The sequence below is a fragment of the Pseudomonas sp. GOM7 genome (assembly GCF_026723825.1).
Taxonomy (GTDB): domain Bacteria; phylum Pseudomonadota; class Gammaproteobacteria; order Pseudomonadales; family Pseudomonadaceae; genus Aquipseudomonas.
The window spans coordinates 5040506-5057340 of the sequence record NZ_CP113519.1 but is presented as its reverse complement, the minus strand read 5'-3'; the positions used below and the strand labels follow the sequence as shown (position 1 = coordinate 5057340).

At 63.7% G+C, this 16835-nt stretch carries 17 protein-coding genes; 13 read left to right on the top strand and 4 right to left on the bottom strand.

The annotated features are described in order from the left end of the window. Position 1: 1 nt before the first annotated feature. The 11 genes from OU800_RS22525 (at position 2) to OU800_RS22475 (ending at position 8658) form a co-directional block, all read left to right on the top strand. Positions 2 to 472, top strand: coding sequence for a chemotaxis protein CheW (locus tag OU800_RS22525; protein ID WP_268179609.1), 471 nt, complete (start codon positions 2 to 4; stop codon positions 470 to 472). After that, the gene (locus OU800_RS22520) at positions 456 to 1301 is read left to right on the top strand and encodes a helix-turn-helix domain-containing protein (protein ID WP_268179607.1); all 846 of its coding nucleotides are present in this window, start codon (positions 456 to 458) and stop codon (positions 1299 to 1301) included. Before OU800_RS22525 ends, OU800_RS22520 begins: the two co-directional genes overlap by 17 nt. Positions 1302 to 1331: 30 nt before the next feature. Continuing rightward, entirely contained in the window at positions 1332 to 1943 is a 612-nt protein-coding gene (locus OU800_RS22515; RefSeq protein ID WP_268179606.1) for a LysE family translocator, read from the top strand. Positions 1944 to 2231: 288 nt separating this feature from the next. After that, the gene (locus OU800_RS22510; RefSeq protein WP_268179605.1) at positions 2232 to 3233 is read left to right on the top strand and encodes an extracellular solute-binding protein; all 1002 of its coding nucleotides are present in this window, start codon (positions 2232 to 2234) and stop codon (positions 3231 to 3233) included. Between the two features lie 228 nt (positions 3234 to 3461). Next, entirely contained in the window at positions 3462 to 5078 is a 1617-nt protein-coding gene (locus tag OU800_RS22505; protein ID WP_268179603.1) for an ABC transporter permease, read from the top strand. A 360-nt stretch (positions 5079 to 5438) separates the two neighbouring features. Beyond that, positions 5439 to 6536 (top strand): glycine cleavage system aminomethyltransferase GcvT, encoded by a 1098-nt coding sequence (gene gcvT / locus OU800_RS22500; RefSeq protein WP_268179602.1) that lies wholly within the window; start codon positions 5439 to 5441, stop codon positions 6534 to 6536. A gap of 92 nt (positions 6537 to 6628) precedes the next feature. Continuing rightward, the gene (gene gcvH / locus OU800_RS22495) at positions 6629 to 7018 is read left to right on the top strand and encodes a glycine cleavage system protein GcvH (protein ID WP_268179601.1); all 390 of its coding nucleotides are present in this window, start codon (positions 6629 to 6631) and stop codon (positions 7016 to 7018) included. Positions 7019 to 7287: 269 nt separating this feature from the next. After that, entirely contained in the window at positions 7288 to 7602 is a 315-nt protein-coding gene (locus OU800_RS22490) for an ArsR/SmtB family transcription factor (RefSeq protein ID WP_268179599.1), read from the top strand. Beyond that, positions 7599 to 8033 carry a YeeE/YedE family protein gene (locus OU800_RS22485; RefSeq protein ID WP_268179597.1) on the top strand — a complete coding sequence of 145 codons (435 nt, stop codon included), beginning with the start codon at positions 7599 to 7601 and terminating at the stop codon, positions 8031 to 8033. The genes OU800_RS22490 and OU800_RS22485 overlap by 4 nt, the downstream gene beginning before the upstream one ends. A gap of 2 nt (positions 8034 to 8035) precedes the next feature. Continuing rightward, positions 8036 to 8455: a DUF6691 family protein gene (locus tag OU800_RS22480; RefSeq protein WP_268179595.1), complete on the top strand. Its 420-nt coding sequence runs from the start codon at positions 8036 to 8038 to the stop codon at positions 8453 to 8455. Between the two features lie 14 nt (positions 8456 to 8469). Then, positions 8470 to 8658 (top strand): YgaP family membrane protein, encoded by a 189-nt coding sequence (locus OU800_RS22475; protein WP_268179593.1) that lies wholly within the window; start codon positions 8470 to 8472, stop codon positions 8656 to 8658. 97 nt (positions 8659 to 8755) lie between these two features. Here OU800_RS22475 and aguA read toward each other — a convergent pair whose 3' ends face one another. The 4 genes from aguA to OU800_RS22455 all read right to left on the bottom strand — a co-directional run bounded on the left by aguA (position 8756) and on the right by OU800_RS22455 (position 13212). Beyond that, entirely contained in the window at positions 8756 to 9862 is a 1107-nt protein-coding gene (gene aguA / locus OU800_RS22470; RefSeq protein ID WP_268179591.1) for an agmatine deiminase, read from the bottom strand. 67 nt (positions 9863 to 9929) lie between these two features. Beyond that, positions 9930 to 10814: an N-carbamoylputrescine amidase gene (aguB, locus tag OU800_RS22465; protein WP_268179589.1), complete on the bottom strand. Its 885-nt coding sequence runs from the start codon at positions 10812 to 10814 to the stop codon at positions 9930 to 9932. Positions 10815 to 11095: 281 nt separating this feature from the next. Continuing rightward, positions 11096 to 11737 carry a TetR/AcrR family transcriptional regulator gene (locus OU800_RS22460; RefSeq protein WP_268179587.1) on the bottom strand — a complete coding sequence of 214 codons (642 nt, stop codon included), beginning with the start codon at positions 11735 to 11737 and terminating at the stop codon, positions 11096 to 11098. A gap of 95 nt (positions 11738 to 11832) precedes the next feature. Next, a complete protein-coding gene (locus OU800_RS22455; RefSeq protein WP_268179583.1) occupies positions 11833 to 13212 on the bottom strand; it encodes a glutamine synthetase family protein in 1380 nt (459 codons plus the stop codon). 715 nt (positions 13213 to 13927) lie between these two features. Between OU800_RS22455 and OU800_RS22450 the strand changes: the two genes are divergently transcribed. Continuing rightward, positions 13928 to 15286: a glutamine synthetase family protein gene (locus tag OU800_RS22450; protein ID WP_268179581.1), complete on the top strand. Its 1359-nt coding sequence runs from the start codon at positions 13928 to 13930 to the stop codon at positions 15284 to 15286. Positions 15287 to 15371: 85 nt separating this feature from the next. Further along, entirely contained in the window at positions 15372 to 16745 is a 1374-nt protein-coding gene (locus OU800_RS22445; RefSeq protein WP_268179580.1) for an aspartate aminotransferase family protein, read from the top strand. Positions 16746 to 16835: the final 90 nt, after the last annotated feature.

The window sequence follows — 16835 nt, the reverse complement described above, 5'->3', positions numbered from 1 at the left end:
CATGAGCCAAGCCGTTGCTACCCAGAACAGCGCCGACAGCCTCACCGGCCTGCTGGTGCCGCTGGCCGACCGCACCTTGCTGCTGCCCAACGTGGCGGTAGCCGAGCTGATTCCCTACCGTGCACCGCAAGCCAGCGAGGGCATGCCGGACTGGTACCTCGGCGAGATCGCCTGGCGTGACCTGCGCCTGCCGCTGCTGTCCTTCGAGGCGGCCAGCGGCGGCGAAGCCCAGGTGGCGAGCCGGGCGCGGGTGGCGGTGCTCAATGCTTTGGGCGGGCGCCCCAAGGTCAAGTTCATCGCCTTGCTGGTGCAGGGCATTCCGCGCTCGCTGAAGGTCGAGCGCGAGCTGCCGGCCGCCGAGGTCGACCTGGCGCCACTGGAGCTGGGCGCGGCGCGCCTCGGCGAGGACGTGGTGCGCATTCCCGATCTGATCGGTCTCGAGCAGTTGCTCGAAGATGCCGGGCTCATCTGACGGCAGCCTGCGCCTGGCGCGTCTGGGCGCCATCGAGGTGGCCAGCCGTGCGGCGCTGGGCCAGCAGTTCGACAAGCACAGTCATGACGAACTCGTCATCAGCGCCAATCTGCTCGGCGAGGAGCAGGTGTGGCTCGATGGTCGCACCTTCAGCGCCGGCGCTGGCTGCATCACCACCTACAACCCCGGCGAGATCCAGAGCGGTGGGGTGCTGCCGGGCCAGCCCTGGCACTATGTCGGCTTGTATGTGCCGGTGGACTATCTGGCGAATAGCCTTGGCCATGAGCGGCTGCAGTTCGTGCGGCCCTGGCAATACGCCCCGGGCCTGACCGGCGAGCTGGCGGCTGCAGTCAACACCTGCCTGAGCGATGATGCCCTGCTGCGCGAGCGTGGCGAGGAGCAGGTGACGCTGCTGCTCGGGCGCGTGGTGCGGGGTGCCGGTGTCAGCCTGGCCGCGCCGCGCGAGGCTGGGCACCTGGCGGTGCGACGCTTGCAGGAGTTGCTGGCGGCGCGTCTGGAGGCCACTCCCAGCCTGGATGAAATGGCCACCGAACTGAGCCTGTCCAAGTTCCATTTACTGCGCAGCTTCCAGAAGCACACCGGCCTCAGCCCCCGGCAATGGGCCATGCAACTGCGCACCCGGCGTGCCCAGGGCCTGCTGCGTCAGGGTATGGCACCCAGCGCGGTGGCGCATGCCTTGGGCTTTGCCGATCAGAGCCATCTCAATCGCCATTTCCGTGCGGCCTATGGCCTCAGCCCTGGGCGCTATCAGCGCTGCTGCGCCGCTGAGCAATCCGGTTCAAGCCAGGTGCGTCGCGGCCGTCCATAATCGGCGCCTTGTTGCAGTGGAGTGCTAACGATGTTGACGGTTTTCCTCGCCGCCGTGCTGTTCGGCCTGGCGTTCGTGGTTTCGCCAGGGGCGGTGTTCAGCGAAACCCTGCGCCGGGGGCTCAGTGGTGGTTACCGACCAGCGCTGCTGGTGCAGTTGGGCTCGTTGATCGGTGATGCGCTGTGGGCGTTGATCGGCCTGAGCGGCCTGGTGCTGTTGCTGAGCCAGGACAGCGTGCGTGTGCCGCTGACGCTGGCCAGTGCTGCCTATCTGGCCTGGCTCGGCGTGCAGGGCCTGCGTGATGCCTGGCAGCCGCCGCAACAGGGAGAAGAGGGTGGCGCGCAGGCCCGCAGCGCCTTCGCCGCTGGCGCGCTGCTATCGCTGTCCAACCCCAAGAACATCGTGTTCTGGGGCGCCCTGGGTAGCGCCTTGGCCGGCATCGTAGAGGGCGCGCCGACTGGGGAGCAGATGCTGGTGTTCTTCGCCGGCTTCATGTTGGCTTCGTTGCTCTGGTGCTTCGTCTGCGCGGCGCTGGTGGATTGGTTGCGGCGCAATACTTCGCTGCTTTGGCATCGACTGAGTTATGCCGGATGCGGGATGTTGTTGCTGGCGTTGGCAGCGCTTACCTTGCGAGGGTTGTAGTGCTTTTGCAGAGGGATTCTTTGCGGCTGGTTTGGATACCGGACTGGCAAGTTTATGTGTGAGTTTCGGTGTTCCAGCCGCTTATCGGTGTTCTGCTCAAACGCGGCAATCCGGAACAAACACCTGAACAACCCAATAGTTCGGAGTTAACCAGGCATTCCCCCGAAATGCGAAGAGCCTTGTAAATGCCTTGTAACAACTGGCCATCATTGCGCGTCGCGTTTCGTTGAGAAGCTAAATGCTATTCACTAGTATTCAGCCACTTTCACGACGATAGAGGCTGGTTCCATGAAGGCTCGCAACGCGCTCTTTGCCGCATTCACCCTCGGCACCCTGGCAACTGCCGTGCAGGCCGCCGATGAGGTTGTGGTCTACTCCGCCCGCATCGACGAGCTGATCAAGCCGGTATTCGATGCCTATACCGAGAAAACCGGGGTCGAGGTGAAGTTCATTACCGACAAGGAAGCCCCGCTGATCGCCCGTCTCAAGGCCGAAGGCGCCAATACCCCGGCCGACCTGCTGATCACCGTCGATGCCGGCAACCTCTGGCAGGCCGAACAGGCTGGTGTGTTGCAGCCGACCGAGTCCGCGGTGATCGCCGCCAACATCCCGGCCCAGTACCGCTCCAGTACCGATAGCTGGACGGGCTTGTCGCTGCGTGCGCGCACCATCTTCTACTCCACCGAGCGGGTCAAGCCGGAGGAGTTGTCCACCTACGAAGCCCTGGCCGACAAGAACTGGGAAGGCCGCCTGTGCCTGCGTACCAGCAAGAAGGTCTACAACCAGTCGCTGACCGCCACCCTGATCGAGGCCCACGGTGCCGAGCAGACCGAGGAAATCATCAAGGGCTGGGTCAACAACCTGGCCACCGACGTGTTCGCCGACGACACCGCCCTGCTGCAGGCCATCGATGCCGGCCAGTGCGACGTGGGCATCACCAACACCTATTACTATGGCCGTCTGCACAAGCAGAACCCGGATCTCAAGGTTAAACCCTTCTGGCCGAACCAGGATGGCCGTGGCGTGCACGTCAATCTGGCGGGTGCCGGGGTGACCAAGCACGCGCCGCATGCCGAGCAGGCCAGGAAGCTGCTGGAGTGGATGACCACTCCGGAAGCGCAGACCATCTTCGCCGGCGTCAACCAGGAATACCCGGCCAACCCGGCGGTCGAGCCGTCCGCTGAAGTCGCTTCCTGGGGCAGCTTCAAGGCCGACACCGTGGCCACCGAAGTGGCCGGCAAGCGCCAGGCCGAGGCGACCATGCTGATGGATCGCGCTGGGTGGCAGTGAGGCAGCTACAAGCTACAAGCTGCAAGCGACAAGCTTCAAGTAAGAGCAAAAGCGCTGTGTAGCAGTTGATCAGCTTCGATAGCCCGTCTGCACACTGACTTAGCTTGCAGCTTGCAGCTTGCAGCTTGCAGCTTGCAGCTTGCAGCTTGCAGCTTGCAGCCTCCGGCTGTTTTACTTCGACGCCCCGCCTGGTCGGGGCGTCGTCTTTTCTGTGTTCGAGGAATCCGCGTGCCGCATCCTGTCCAGCGTCGCTGGTATCCTATCGTCCTTGCCGCCGTTGCCCTGGTGTTGATGCCGTTGTCCGTGCTGCTGCTCAGCTGGCAAGACCTGGACACGCAGATCTGGGCGCACCTGTGGCAGACGCAGATGACGCGGCTGATCGGCAATACCCTGACCCTGGTGCTCGGTGTCGGCGTCGGGGTGAGCCTGCTCGGCGTCAGCTTGGCCTGGCTCACTAGCCTCTGCGAGTTTCCTGGCCGGCGCTGGCTGGACTGGGCGCTGATGCTGCCCTTCGCCATCCCCGCCTATGTGTTGGCCTTCGTCTTCGTCGGCCTGCTGGATTTCGCCGGCCCGGTGCAGACGTTGCTGCGTGAATGGTTCGGCAGCGGCGTGCGGCTACCCAGGGTGCGTTCCACCGGTGGGGTGATCATCGTTCTGGTGCTGGTGTTCTACCCCTACGTCTACCTGCTCGCGCGTACTGCCTTTCTGGCTCAGGGCAAGGGTTTGATGGAGGCGGCGCGGGTACTCGGGCAGACCCCCTGGCAAGCCTTCTGGCGCGTTGCCTTGCCGATGGCGCGCCCGGCCATCGGCGCCGGCCTGGCCCTGGCGCTGATGGAGACGCTGGCTGATTTCGGCGCGGTGTCGATCTTCAATTTCGATACCTTCACCACCGCCATCTACAAGACCTGGTACAGCTTCTATAGCCTGACCAGCGCCACCCAGCTCGCCAGCCTGCTGTTGCTGGCAGTCGCCCTGGTGCTCTACGGCGAACGTCGTGCACGCGGTGCCGCGCGCCCTGCCAACGAGCGTGCCCGTGGCCGGGCGCTGTACCACCTGCGAGGCTGGAAGGCCGTGGCGGCCAGCGCCTGGTGCGGCCTGGTATTCGCCTGTGCCTTCGTCATCCCCATGCTGCAGTTGCTGGTCTGGTTCTGGCAGCGTGGGCGTTTCGACCTCGACGAGCGCTACGCCGGGCTGATCCTGCATACGCTCTATCTGGGTGGCATGGCGGCGCTGATCACGGTGAGCGTTGCGCTGCTGCTGGCCTTCGCCCGGCGCCAGGCGCCGACGCGCGCGATACGCGCCGGCGTGGCCTTCGCCAACCTCGGCTATGCGTTGCCGGGATCTGTGCTGGCGGTGGCGATCATGCTGGCGTTCAGCCTTCTCGACCGCGAACTGGTGATCCCGTTGGCCGGCGCGCTCGGTGGCGTCGGCAAGCCGCTGCTGTTGGGCAGCCTGGCGGCGCTGCTGGTGGCTTACCTGATTCGCTTCCTGGCCGTGGCCTACGGGCCGCTGGAAACCAGCCTGGCGCGCATCCGCCCGTCGCTGCCGGAGGCCTCGCGCAGCCTGGGCGTCGGTGGCCTCGGCCTGTTCCTGCGGGTCTATCTGCCGTTGCTGCTGCCCGGCACCCTGTCGGCGGCGCTGCTGGTGTTCGTCGACGTGCTCAAGGAAATGCCGGCCACCCTGCTGATGCGCCCCTTCGGTTGGGACACCTTGGCCGTGCGGGTGTTCGAGATGACCAGCGAAGGCGAATGGGCACGTGCCTCGCTGCCGGCGCTGACCCTGGTGGCGGTCGGCCTGTTGCCGGTGATCCTGCTGATCCGCCGCTCGGCGCGGCGTTTCGGTTGAGGGCGACGAAGCTGGCGGCAGGCTCGATGGAGCATTCTCGGATTGCATCCGGGCCAAGACTGCGGGACGACCTTTGGTCGGGTGACCCCTGCCCACCTTGCGGCTACAATGCGCGCCATTCGCGAGCCGGCCCACCCGGCAGACGTGTCGAGAAGCGTAGGCGACGACTGCATGGACGCAGGAGGTAGAGTGAAGCAGGAAGCTCAAGCCGAGGCTGCCAGCGCAAGGCGCAGGCAAGCGAGAAAGCGCAGTGTGCTCCTGCACATGAGCATTTCAAGCTTGTCTGCAACGCAGCAATGGCAACGCAGCTAGCTTCTCGGGGGTCTGAATCGCTTCGCCAAGCCCGGAAGGAGATTACCCATGGGACAGCGTACACCCCTCTATGACCTGCACCTGGCGCTGGGTGCCAAGATGGTGGATTTCGGTGGCTGGGACATGCCACTGCACTACGGTTCGCAGGTAGAGGAGCATCATCAGGTACGCCGCGAGTGCGGCGTATTCGACGTTTCCCACATGTGCGTGGTGGATGTCACCGGCAGCCAGGCGCAGGCCTATCTGCAACGCCTGCTGGCCAATGACGTGGCGCGTCTGCAGAATCCCGGCATGGCGCTGTACAGTGCCATGCTCAACGAACGCGGCGGAGTGGTCGACGATCTGATCGTCTACCTCACCGGCTCTTCTGCCCAGGAGCAGGGCTACCGCCTGGTGGTCAACGCCGGCACCCGCGACAAGGATCTGGCCTGGATGCACGCTCAGGCCGGCGACTTCGCTGTCGAGCTGCGTGAGCGCCGCGACCTCTCGATACTGGCCATTCAAGGCCCCAAGGCCCGTGCCCGTGTCGCCGAACTGGTGACCCAGGCTCGCGCTGCGCTGATCCACGAACTCAAGCCGTTCCAGGGGCTGCCCGAGGGCGACTGGTTCATCGCCCGCACCGGCTACACCGGCGAGGATGGTCTGGAGATCATCCTGCCCAATGCCGGGGTGGTGGCCTTTCTCAACGAGCTGGTGGGCGCCGGTATCTCGCCCATCGGCCTGGGCGCGCGTGACACCCTACGCCTGGAGGCCGGGTTGAATCTCTACGGCCAGGACATGGACGAGAACGTCTCGCCGCTGGCGGCCAACATGGCCTGGACCATCGCCTGGGAGCCGGCCGAGCGTGACTTCATCGGCCGCACGGCGCTGCAGGCGCAGCGCACCGCCGGCTGCCCGAGCAAGCTGGTCGGCCTGGTACTGGAAGAGCGCGGTGTGCTGCGTGCCCATCAGGTGGTGCGGGTGCCCGAGGTGGGTGATGGCGAGATCACCAGCGGCAGCTTCTCGCCGACCTTGAACAAGTCCATCGCCCTGGCCCGCGTGCCGGTGGCCACCGGCGAGCGTGCCGAGGTGGAAATCCGTGGCAAGTGGTACCCGGTGCGGGTGGTGCAACCGAGTTTCGTGCGTAACGGCAAGACGCTGATTTGATCCCTGGGCCGTGATCCGGGCTTTCGCCCGCGTCACGGCCTGCTAAATTGTCCTGACGGCCTGCATGCCGTCATCGCTTAGAGGAATGACACATGAGCAATATCCCCGCCGATCTGCGTTATGCCGCCAGCCATGAATGGGCACGCCTGGAGGCCGATGGCAGCGTGACCGTGGGCATCTCCGACCACGCTCAGGAAGCGCTGGGCGACGTGGTATTCATCGAGCTGCCGGAAATCGGCAAGCAACTGGCCGCTGGCCAGGAGGCCGGCGTGGTGGAGTCGGTCAAGGCTGCTTCCGACATCTATGCGCCGGTCGGTGGCGAGGTCATCGCCATCAACGAAGCCCTGGCCGACAGCCCGGAAAGTGTCAACAGCGATCCTTACGGGAGCTGGTTCTTCAAGCTCAAGCCGAGCGATGCCAGCGAGCTGGAGAAGCTGCTCGATGCCGCCGCCTATCAGGCCGCCGCTGACGCCGACGCCTGATTGGCGTGGCCCGACGAGAAACCCGCTGCGGCGGGTTTTTTCGTTTTCGGCGCCCTAGCAGGCAATGCCTAGCAGCGCTGGCCTCTGGGGCTGGCAGTGGGGCGGCGATGATCGCGAATGAATGCGCTCCGACAGGGCAATGCCTCGTAGCCGGATGCAATCCGGGGCAGGCTTGCATCGGGGCTACGGCTGACCGTTGGTCGCCTGGGCTATCACTTCTCATGAATACAATATATATAAATACATACTGTTTTAACTGAAGGTAACTTATGGCCGATCCGATCGATATCCAGCAACTGCGCGCCAATGCCGATGCCGCCGGGCAGCTGCTCAAGGCACTGGCCAATCAGGATCGCCTGTTGCTGCTCTGCCAGCTCTCCCAGGGTGAGCGTAACGTCAGCGAGCTGGAAGCTCTGCTGGGTATCCAGCAGCCCACCTTGTCCCAGCAACTGGCGGTGCTGCGGCGTGAGGGGCTGGTGGCGACCCGTCGCGATGGCAAGCAGATCTTCTACCGCATCAGCAGCCCGGCGGCACTGGCGGTGATCGAAACGCTCTACCGCCTGTTCTGCGAGGGGCAATCATGAATATCGATTGGGCCAGCTTCACGCCCTGGAGCGCACTGGCTGGCGGCGCCCTGATCGGCTTGGCGGCTGCCGTGTTTGCCCTGGCCAATGGTCGTATCGCCGGTATCAGCGGCCTGCTCGGCAGCCTGTTGCAGCGTGGTGGCGAGGGGCGCGGCGAGAAAGCGGCTTTCCTTCTCGGCCTGCTGCTGGCTCCAGTGCTCTGGGGGCTGTTCGCGGCCTTGCCGCCGATTCATTTCGATACCGGCAGTCTGGGGCTGATCGGCGCCGGCCTGCTGGTGGGCATCGGCACTCGTTATGGCTCGGGCTGCACCAGTGGTCATGGCGTCTGCGGTATTTCCCGTCTGTCGCCGCGCTCGCTGGTGGCCACTCTGTGCTTCATGGGCACGGGGTTCGCCACGGTCTTTGTCCTGCGTCATCTTCTGGGGGCCTGAACGTGGTCAGACTCAGTGCATTCGTTTGCGGTCTGCTGTTCGGCCTGGGCCTGTTGCTGGCGGGCATGGCCGATCCGCACAAGGTACTGGCCTTTCTCGATCTGGCCGGCGCCTGGGATCCGTCCCTGGCATTGGTGATGGCGGGCGCCATAGGTATGGCGGCATTGCCGCTGAACCTGGCGCAGCGCCGCGGCCAGGCACTGCTGGGCGGCGCCATGCAATTGCCGACGCGACGTGACCTGGACGCCCGCCTGATCGGCGGCAGTCTGTTGTTCGGCGTCGGCTGGGGTATCGCCGGTATCTGCCCGGGCCCGGCCGTGGCCATCCTGCTGACCGGGCACTGGCAAGCGCTGCTGTTTGTCGCGGCGATGCTGGTCGGCATGCTGATCTTTACCGCGCTGGAGGGCTGGCGCGGGCGTTGACCTGGAGATACTCGATGAATGCCAATGTGGGAACCCTGGATCGCAGCCTGCGCATCGCCGTGGGCCTGATACTGATTGCGCTGAGTCTGGCTGGCGTCATTGGCCTGTGGGGCTGGATCGGTGTGGTGCCGCTGGCCACCGGCATCTTGCGTTACTGCCCGATTTACCCGCTGCTGGGTATCAATACCTGCAAGATGAAATGACGCCCGTTGACTAAGCGAGAACGCCCGGCGGGTGCCGGGCGTTCTCAGGCTTGCCAGCGCCTGTGGGAGGCGCTTCAGCGACGTGCCTTCGCAGGGCTCAGGCCTTTTGCGGCGCCGGTTGCTGCTGGGTGATGCAGTGGATGTTGCCGCCGCCGAGGAGGATCTCGCGGCCTGGTACCATCACCACGCGGTGCTCGGGGAAGATGCGTCCGAGGATGGCGCGGGCTTCTTCATCCTTGGGATCGTCGAAGCTGGGCGCGACGATGCCGCCGTTGACGATGAGGAAGTTGACGTAGGAGCCGGCCAGGCGAACTTCCGGGCTGCGCTCCTGGCTGCTGTCGGCCATGTCGACGCCGGCGCATTCCTCGGCGGTGGCATGCAGCGGGCCGGGAATCGGCATCTTGTGCACGATCAATTGGCGGCCTTTGGCATCACGGGTGTTTTCCAGCACGCCCATGGCGGCCTGGCAGCGCGGGTAGTTGGGGTCGTTCTCGTCGTCGGTCCAGGCCAGCAGCACCTCACCGGGACGCACGTAACAGCAGAAGTTGTCGACGTGGCCATCGGTCTCGTCGTTGTACAGGCCGTGCGGCAGCCAGATCACCGTATCGATGGCCAGATGCTCGCGCAACACCTGCTCGATCTCTTCGCGCGACAGGTGCGGGTTGCGGTTCTGGTTCAGCAGGCACTCTTCGGTGGTGATCAGGGTGCCTTCACCATCGACATGGATCGAGCCGCCCTCGAGCACGAAACCCTCGGTACGGTAGCGCTTGCAGCCTTCGATCTCGAGGATCTTGCGGGCCACCTGATCGTCGCGCAGCCAGGGCCAGTAGAGGCCGCCGTCGAAGCCGCCCCAGGCGTTGAACGCCCAGTCCACGCCACGCACTTCGCCGCTGTCATTGATCACGAAGGTGGGGCCGGTGTCGCGCACCCAGGCGTCGTCGGTGGTGATTTCCACCACGCGGATATTGCTCATGTCCAGGCGCGCACGGGCATTCTCGTACTGCGCGGCGCTGACGCACAGGGTCACCGGCTCGAACTGGGCGATGGCCCGGGCGACGGCGGCGTAGGCAGCCTGCGCCGGCTTGCCGCCATTGCGCCAGTTGTCCGGGCGTTCGGGCCATACCATCCAGGTCTGGCTATGTCGTGCCCACTCGGCGGGCATGTGGAAACCATCGGCGCGAGGGGTGGTGCTGAGGGTGGTCATATTTCGCTTCCGTAGGGTGCGCCATGCGCACCGGAAAAATGTTTGGGGGCTAGGTGCGCACAGCGCACTACGGGCTCGACGGCGTTTCGCCATCGAGCGTGGAAAGTGGCCAGTATAGGTTCGGCCGGCGGTCGCGGAATACACCCCAGCTAGTGCGCGTCTTCTCCAGGGCAGTGAGGTCGAAGCTGTGCACCAGGATGCCTTCCTCGCTCTGATCCAGTTCCTTGACCTTCGCACCGTACTGGTCGGCGATGAACGAGCTGCCGTAGAAGGTGATGTCGTAGCCGTCCTGTTCCTCGCGGCCGATGCGATTGCTGGCCACCAGCGGCATCAGGTTGGCGCCGGCATGGCCCTGTTGCACGCGCTGCCAGTGCTCGCGCGAGTCGATGCCGGCATCGTGCGGTTCGCTGCCGATGGCGGTGGGGTAGAAGAGGATTTCCGCGCCCATCAGCGCCATGCTACGCGCGCATTCGGGGAACCACTGATCCCAGCAGATACCCACGCCGATGCGAGCGTAGGCGGTGTCCCAGACCTTGAAGCCGGTATCGCCGGGGTTGAAGTAGTACTTCTCGTGGTAGCCAGGGCCGTCCGGGATATGGCTTTTCCGATAAATCCCGAGGTTGCTGCCGTCGGCATCGATGATGGCAATGCTATTGAAACGGGCGCGTCCGGCGCGCTCGAAGAAGCTGATCGGCAATACCACCTTCAACTCCGCCGCCACGTTGCTGAAGTGCGCGATGGCCGGGTTCTCGTTCACCGTAGTTGCCAGCTGGGTGTAGTCGGCATTGGGCTTCTGGCAGAAGTAAGGCGTCTCGAACAGTTCCTGAATCAGGATGATCTGCGCGCCCTGAGCGGCCGCCTGGCGCACCAGCTTCTCGGCATTGGCGATATTGGCGGGGCTATCCCAGGAACAGGCCATCTGGGTTGCGGCAACGGTGACGATACGGGACATAAGGCACCTCTTGGTTCGTGCGCAGGCCTGTGGAAGCCATGCATGGGGCGCCATGACAGCTTCGAGCATGGCGGAATGCTCGATTTATATTCGATAAAAATCGATTAATAAAGGGGTTTTAGCGTCATCCATAAAAATATTTCCGATTTTGTCGAATAAATATCTGGGTTGCATACCCGCATGCGGTTTTCACGGGCGAAGGGAGAGCGCTTAGGGCCGCGAACGGGGCTGGCACCGAGCCCGTGGGCCTGGTGAATGCTTTCGCCGGTCAAACGGGTGGCTCAGTCCAGCGGAGCGGGGCGCTTGGGCAGGGCGGCGGGCAGGTACAGGCCGAGGTAGGCATCGAACACGCGCATGCCTTCTTCGGCCAGGCGCGGGGTGATGCTGCCGTGCAGTTGCACGGAGCGGGCATAGACGCGATCGCCCAGGGACATGGCCAGGTTGAAGACGTCGATATCCTCCGGCAATTGCGGCAGGGGAAAGTGGCGGTCGAACAGCGCGCGCATCAGCCGGCCCAGTTCCTGGTCGTACTGGTGATCGGCCTGGGTCACCTCGGCCAGACCATGTTGCGCCAGGATCAGTTGCCGGGCAGCGGCGTCAGCGCCGTAGATGGCCAGCATGCGCTGTTCTACCAGGCGTGAGAGGTCATGCCAGGTGCGCAGGGCGGCATGCTCGACCGGCTCCTGCAGGCTGGCGCGAAAGGCCGCATGTACGTCACTGGTCAGGCCTTCGAGCAGGGCCGGTACGCTGGCAAAGAAATGGTAGATCGAGGAGGGGGGAATGCCGGCGCGTTCGGCCACCGAGTAGATCGACAGGTTGGCCATGCCCTGTTCGGCCAGCAGTTCACGCGCGGCGGCGAGGATCTGGGCGATCCTCGCCTGGCTGCTGGCGCGTGGCTTGCGCGGGCTGGCAGTGCGCGACATGGCGAAGCTCCTCTGGGCATGAGGCGCTATTGGACGCCAGGCCATGCCGGCGATGCAAGCCATGCCGCGCCTGCTCGAGGGCATGGCGCGTGCCGTTACACGGTGTGCAGGTACCAGTTGTATTCGAGGTCGGAGATGGTGGTCTCGAACTCCTGCAGCTCGGCTTCCTTGCACGCGACGAAGATGTCGATGTATTTGGGATCGATGTACTTGTTCAGCACTTCACTATCATCCAGCTCGCGCAAGGCATCGCGCAGGTTGTTCGGCAGGCTGGGTTCGAGCTGTTCGTAGGCGTTGCCTTCCACCGGCTCACCGGGCTCGATCTGATTGGTCAGGCCGTGGTGGATGCCGGCGAGGATCGACGCCAGCATCAGGTAGGGGTTGGCGTCGGCACCGGCTACGCGGTGTTCGATGCGCACGGCGTCCGGGCTGCCGGTGGGCACGCGTACGGCTACGGTGCGGTTGTCCAGTGCCCAGCTCGGTGCGTTGGGGACGTAGAAGTTGGCACCGAAACGGCGGTAGGAGTTGACGTTGGGGCAAAGGAAGGCCATGGATGCGGCCAGGGTGTCGAGGATGCCGCCGACGGCGTGGCGCAGCGAACTGTTGGTCAGCGGATCTTCGGCCGCAAAGATGTTCTGCCCGGTCTTCTTGTCCAGCAGCGAGATGTGCACGTGCAGGCCATTGCCCGCCTGGCCCGGATAGGGCTTGGCCATGAAGGTGGAGTCCATCTCATGGTCGTAGGCGATGTTCTTGATCAGGCGCTTGAGCAGCAGAGCATAGTCGCACGCCTTGATGGCGTCCTCGACGTGGTGCAGGTTGACCTCGAACTGCGCCGGGGCACTTTCCTTGACGATGGCGTCGGCCGGAATGTCCTGTTCCTTGGCGGCTTCGAGCATGTCCTGCAGGCAGTCGACGTATTCGTCGAGGTCGTCGATCAGGTACACCTGAGTGGACTGTGGACGCTTGCCGGAAATGGGCGAGCGTGGCGGCTGCGGACGGCCGTTCACGTTCTCCTGGTCGATCAGGTAGAACTCCAGTTCAAAGGCTGCGCAGATACGCAGGCCCAGTTCGTCGAACTTCTGCACCACCTGGCGCAATACCTCGCGCGGGTCGGCGAAGAAAGGCGTGCCGTCCAGCTCGTGCATGGTCATCAGCAGTTGCGCGGTAGGGCGCTTCTGCCAGGGCTCGTTGCACAGGGTATTGGGGATGGGGAAGCAGATACGGTCAGCATCGCCGATGTCCAGGCCGAGGCCGGTGCTTTCGACGGTGGCGCCATTGATGTCGAGGGCGAAGAGCGAGGCGGGCAGGTTGATGCCTTTCTCGTACACCTTATGGAGGGCGTTACGGTCGATGCGCTTGCCGCGCACCACACCGTTCATATCTGCAATAAGAAGGTCGACGAACTGGACCTCAGGATGTTCCTTAAGGAACGCGTTCGCTTCGTTAAGCTGAACGGCACGCGGGGGTACCGACATGATGCAACACCTTTTTGTTAAATATATCAATCATGCGACTGCATGGGTGTGAGTCAATCCGAAACGCACATTGCTGTCAAGCAGGCGCCATGGTGCCCTCAAGTGGGGCATTGCGGCCATTTTTGGGGCGTTTCAGGGCATTGCAGGTGGGCTCCAGCCTTAGCCGCTCGCGGTGCTCAATGGGGTGTGTTCGATTTTTTACAGACCTATTGTGTAAAAAAATGAACAAGGCTAAGCTCCGATCAAACCCACTAACAGCAATAACACGGGTGTCTCATGTCTCGCTTGCCGATCATCGGCTTCAGCGCTCGCTCCAGGGGCTTCGCTTCGGTCTCTCGGGGAATACCAGTCGAGCGCGCTGCGATCTTGTGCCGATGGCCTGTCGATGCGCCATCAGGCTTCTGCGTAACCCTTTCTCCTGCTGGCGTCACCCGTTCCTCCCTGGATGTTCAAGATAGTGCGTCGAGTTCGCCTCTGCCGGCTTCTGCTGCTGGCGCATCTTGTGCAGTGCTCTTGCAGGCCCGCGTCGCCGTGCCGCATGCCGGAGTGATTGCAGCAAAAGCGTCGTGCTCGGAGTGCACTATCTTTCATCGCTAGCAGTTAGCATCTTGAGTTTGTCGTGCTCTCCCAGGCCTTTGGTGAGGTTTGCAGGGGGAGGACGGAGCAACGCTGAAGCGGCTATAACTCAAGCCGGTTCTACAACCCCGAGGTCTCTATGAGTACCAAGCTAGACCAGCTCACCAGCTGGCTGAAAGAACGCAAAATCACCGAAGTCGAATGCCTGATCAGTGACATGACCGGTATTGCCCGCGGCAAGATATCGCCGACCAACAAGTTCCTCGATGAAAAGGGCATGCGCCTGCCCGAAAGTGTGTTGCTGCAGACAGTGACCGGCGATTATGTCGAAGACGACATCTATTACGAGTTGCTGGACGAGGCGGACATCGACATGTTCTGCCGTCCCGACTCCGATGCGGTGTTCCTCGTGCCCTGGGCCATCGAGCCCACCGCCATGGTGATCCACGACACCTTCGACAAGCAGGGCAACCCTATCGAACTGTCGCCGCGCAACATCCTCAAGCGTGTGCTGCAGATGTACGCCGACAAGGGCTGGAAGCCCATCGTCGCGCCGGAGATGGAGTTCTACCTGACCAAGCGCAACAGCGACCCGGACTTCCCGCTGGTGGCACCGATGGGCCGCTCCGGCCGCCCGGAAGTAGGCCGGCAATCATTCTCCATCGACGCTGCCAACGAATTCGACCCGCTGTTCGAGGACGTCTACGACTGGTGCGAACTGCAGCACCTGGATCTCGACACGCTGATCCACGAAGACGGCCCGGCGCAGATGGAGATCAACTTCCGCCATGGCGAGGCCTTGCACCTGGCCGACCAGATCACCGTGTTCAAGCGCACCATGCGCGAGGCGGCGCTCAAGCATGACGTGGCCGCCACCTTCATGGCCAAGCCGATCACCGACGAGCCGGGCAGTGCCATGCACATTCACCAGAGCGTGGTGGACATCAAGACCGGCAAGAGCCTGTTCTCCAATGAGGACGGCACCATGAGCCAATTGTTCCTGCACCACATCGGTGGCCTGCAGAAGTACATCCCCGAGCTGCTGCCGCTGTTCGCCCCCAACGTCAACTCGTTCCGCCGTTTCCTGCCCGATACCTCGGCGCCGGTGAACGTCGAATGGGGCGAAGAGAACCGCACCGTGGGCCTGCGGGTGCCGGAGGCGAGCCCGCAGAACCGCCGCGTGGAGAACCGTCTGGCCGGTGCCGACGCCAACCCCTATCTGGTGCTGGCGGCGTCGTTGCTGTGTGGCTACATCGGCATGGTCGAGGGCATAAACCCCAGTGCGCCGGTCAAGGGTCGCGGCTACGAGCGTCGCAACCTGCGCTTGCCGCTGACCATCGAAGCGGCGCTGGAGCGCATGGAGGCGTGCAAGACCGCCGAGAAGTACCTCGGCGAGAAGTTCATGCGGGGCTATGTCGCGGTCAAGCGCGCCGAGCACGAGAACTTCAAGCGCGTGATCAGCTCCTGGGAGCGTGAGTTCCTGTTGCTGTCGGTGTAACGGGCCGTCGGCCGCGCCTGGCGCGGCCGCTGCCAATAATTTCTGCGTAGCGCCGATGGCGCTGTGTGTCAGCAAGGTGTTGGTAATGAACAAGCAAGCGAACAACCCCAAGACCGCCCATTGGCAGGCCCTGAGCCAGGCCCATCATCTGGCGCCGTTCAGTGATTACAGGCAACTGGCCGAGAAGGGCCCGCGCATCATCACCGAGGCGAAGGGCGTGCACCTGTGGGACAGCGAGGGCCACAAGATCCTCGACGGCATGGCCGGCCTGTGGTGCGTGGCGGTCGGCTATGGCCGCGAGGAGCTGGTCGAGGCCGCTGCTCGGCAGATGCGCCAGTTGCCGTTCTACAACACCTTCTTCCAGACCGCCCACCCGCCGGTGCTGGAGCTGGCGCATGCCATCTCGCAACTGGCGCCGGCCGGCATGAACCATGTGTTTTTTACTGGCTCGGGCTCGGAAGGCAACGACACCATGCTGCGCCTGGTGCGTCACTACTGGGCGTGCAAGGGCCAACCGAGCAAGAAGATCATCATTGGCCGTGAGAACGGTTACCACGGCTCCACCGTGGCCGGTGCCAGCCTCGGTGGCATGAAGTTCATGCACGAGCAGGGCGACCTGCCGATCCCCGGCATTGCCCATATCCCGCAGCCCTACTGGTTTGGCGAGGGCGGCGACAAATCGCCCGAGGAATTCGGCATCTGGGCTGCCGACCAGTTGGAGAAGAAGATTCTCGAACTGGGCGAGGACAATGTGGCGGCCTTTATTGCCGAGCCGGTGCAGGGCGCTGGCGGCGTGATCATCCCGCCCGAAACCTACTGGCCGCGTATCAAGGAAATCCTCGGCAAGTACGACATCCTCTTCGTCGCCGACGAGGTGATCTGTGGCTTTGGTCGTACCGGCGAGTGGTTCGGCAGCCAGTACTACGATCTGAAACCCGACCTGATGACCATTGCCAAGGGCCTGACCAGCGGCTACGTGCCCATGGGCGGGCTGATCGTCAGCGACAAGGTGTTCGAGGTGATCGAGGCGCACGGCGACTTCAACCACGGCTTCACCTACTCCGGCCACCCGGTGGCAGCGGCGGTGGGCCTGGAGAACCTGCGCATTCTCAAGGAGGAAGGCATCGTCGAGCGGGTCAAGGCAGAAACGGCACCCTATTTGCAGCGTCGTCTGCGTGAGCTGGCCGATCACCCGCTGGTGGGGGAAGTGCGCGGCCTGGGCATGCTCGGCGCCATCGAACTGGTGCAGGACAAGGCCGCGCGCAAGCGTTACCCGGATGAAATGGCTGCTGGCATGGTCTGCCGTGGCCACTGCTTCGACAACGGTCTGATCATGCGTGCCGTGGGTGACACCATGATCATCGCGCCGCCCTTGGTGATCAGCCCGGCAGAGATAGACGAACTGGTGGAAAAAGCACGCAAGTGCCTGGATCTGACCTTGCGTGACCTTTCGGTCTGAACGTCCGCAGTCACGGAAAGTTGTCAGCGGTGCCATGACCTTGCCAGACTGCGCCAGAGTGCATGAGCCGGTGTGATGACAACGGCTTGC

Excerpts from the sequence above, each read along its gene's own strand:
- OU800_RS22525 (WP_268179609.1), top strand. The coding sequence starts at position 2 with ATGAGCCAAGCCGTTGCTACCCAGAACAGCGCCGACAGCCTCACCGGC.
- OU800_RS22520 (WP_268179607.1), top strand. The coding sequence starts at position 456 with ATGCCGGGCTCATCTGACGGCAGCCTGCGCCTGGCGCGTCTGGGCGCC.
- OU800_RS22515 (WP_268179606.1), top strand. The coding sequence starts at position 1,332 with ATGTTGACGGTTTTCCTCGCCGCCGTGCTGTTCGGCCTGGCGTTCGTG.
- OU800_RS22510 (WP_268179605.1), top strand. The coding sequence starts at position 2,232 with ATGAAGGCTCGCAACGCGCTCTTTGCCGCATTCACCCTCGGCACCCTG.
- gcvT (WP_268179602.1), top strand. The coding sequence starts at position 5,439 with ATGGGACAGCGTACACCCCTCTATGACCTGCACCTGGCGCTGGGTGCC.
- gcvH (WP_268179601.1), top strand. The coding sequence starts at position 6,629 with ATGAGCAATATCCCCGCCGATCTGCGTTATGCCGCCAGCCATGAATGG.
- OU800_RS22490 (WP_268179599.1), top strand. The coding sequence starts at position 7,288 with ATGGCCGATCCGATCGATATCCAGCAACTGCGCGCCAATGCCGATGCC.
- OU800_RS22485 (WP_268179597.1), top strand. The coding sequence starts at position 7,599 with ATGAATATCGATTGGGCCAGCTTCACGCCCTGGAGCGCACTGGCTGGC.
- OU800_RS22475 (WP_268179593.1), top strand. The coding sequence starts at position 8,470 with ATGAATGCCAATGTGGGAACCCTGGATCGCAGCCTGCGCATCGCCGTG.
- aguA (WP_268179591.1), bottom strand. The coding sequence starts at position 9,862 with ATGACCACCCTCAGCACCACCCCTCGCGCCGATGGTTTCCACATGCCC.
- aguB (WP_268179589.1), bottom strand. The coding sequence starts at position 10,814 with ATGTCCCGTATCGTCACCGTTGCCGCAACCCAGATGGCCTGTTCCTGG.
- OU800_RS22460 (WP_268179587.1), bottom strand. The coding sequence starts at position 11,737 with ATGTCGCGCACTGCCAGCCCGCGCAAGCCACGCGCCAGCAGCCAGGCG.
- OU800_RS22455 (WP_268179583.1), bottom strand. The coding sequence starts at position 13,212 with ATGTCGGTACCCCCGCGTGCCGTTCAGCTTAACGAAGCGAACGCGTTC.
- OU800_RS22450 (WP_268179581.1), top strand. The coding sequence starts at position 13,928 with ATGAGTACCAAGCTAGACCAGCTCACCAGCTGGCTGAAAGAACGCAAA.
- OU800_RS22445 (WP_268179580.1), top strand. The coding sequence starts at position 15,372 with ATGAACAAGCAAGCGAACAACCCCAAGACCGCCCATTGGCAGGCCCTG.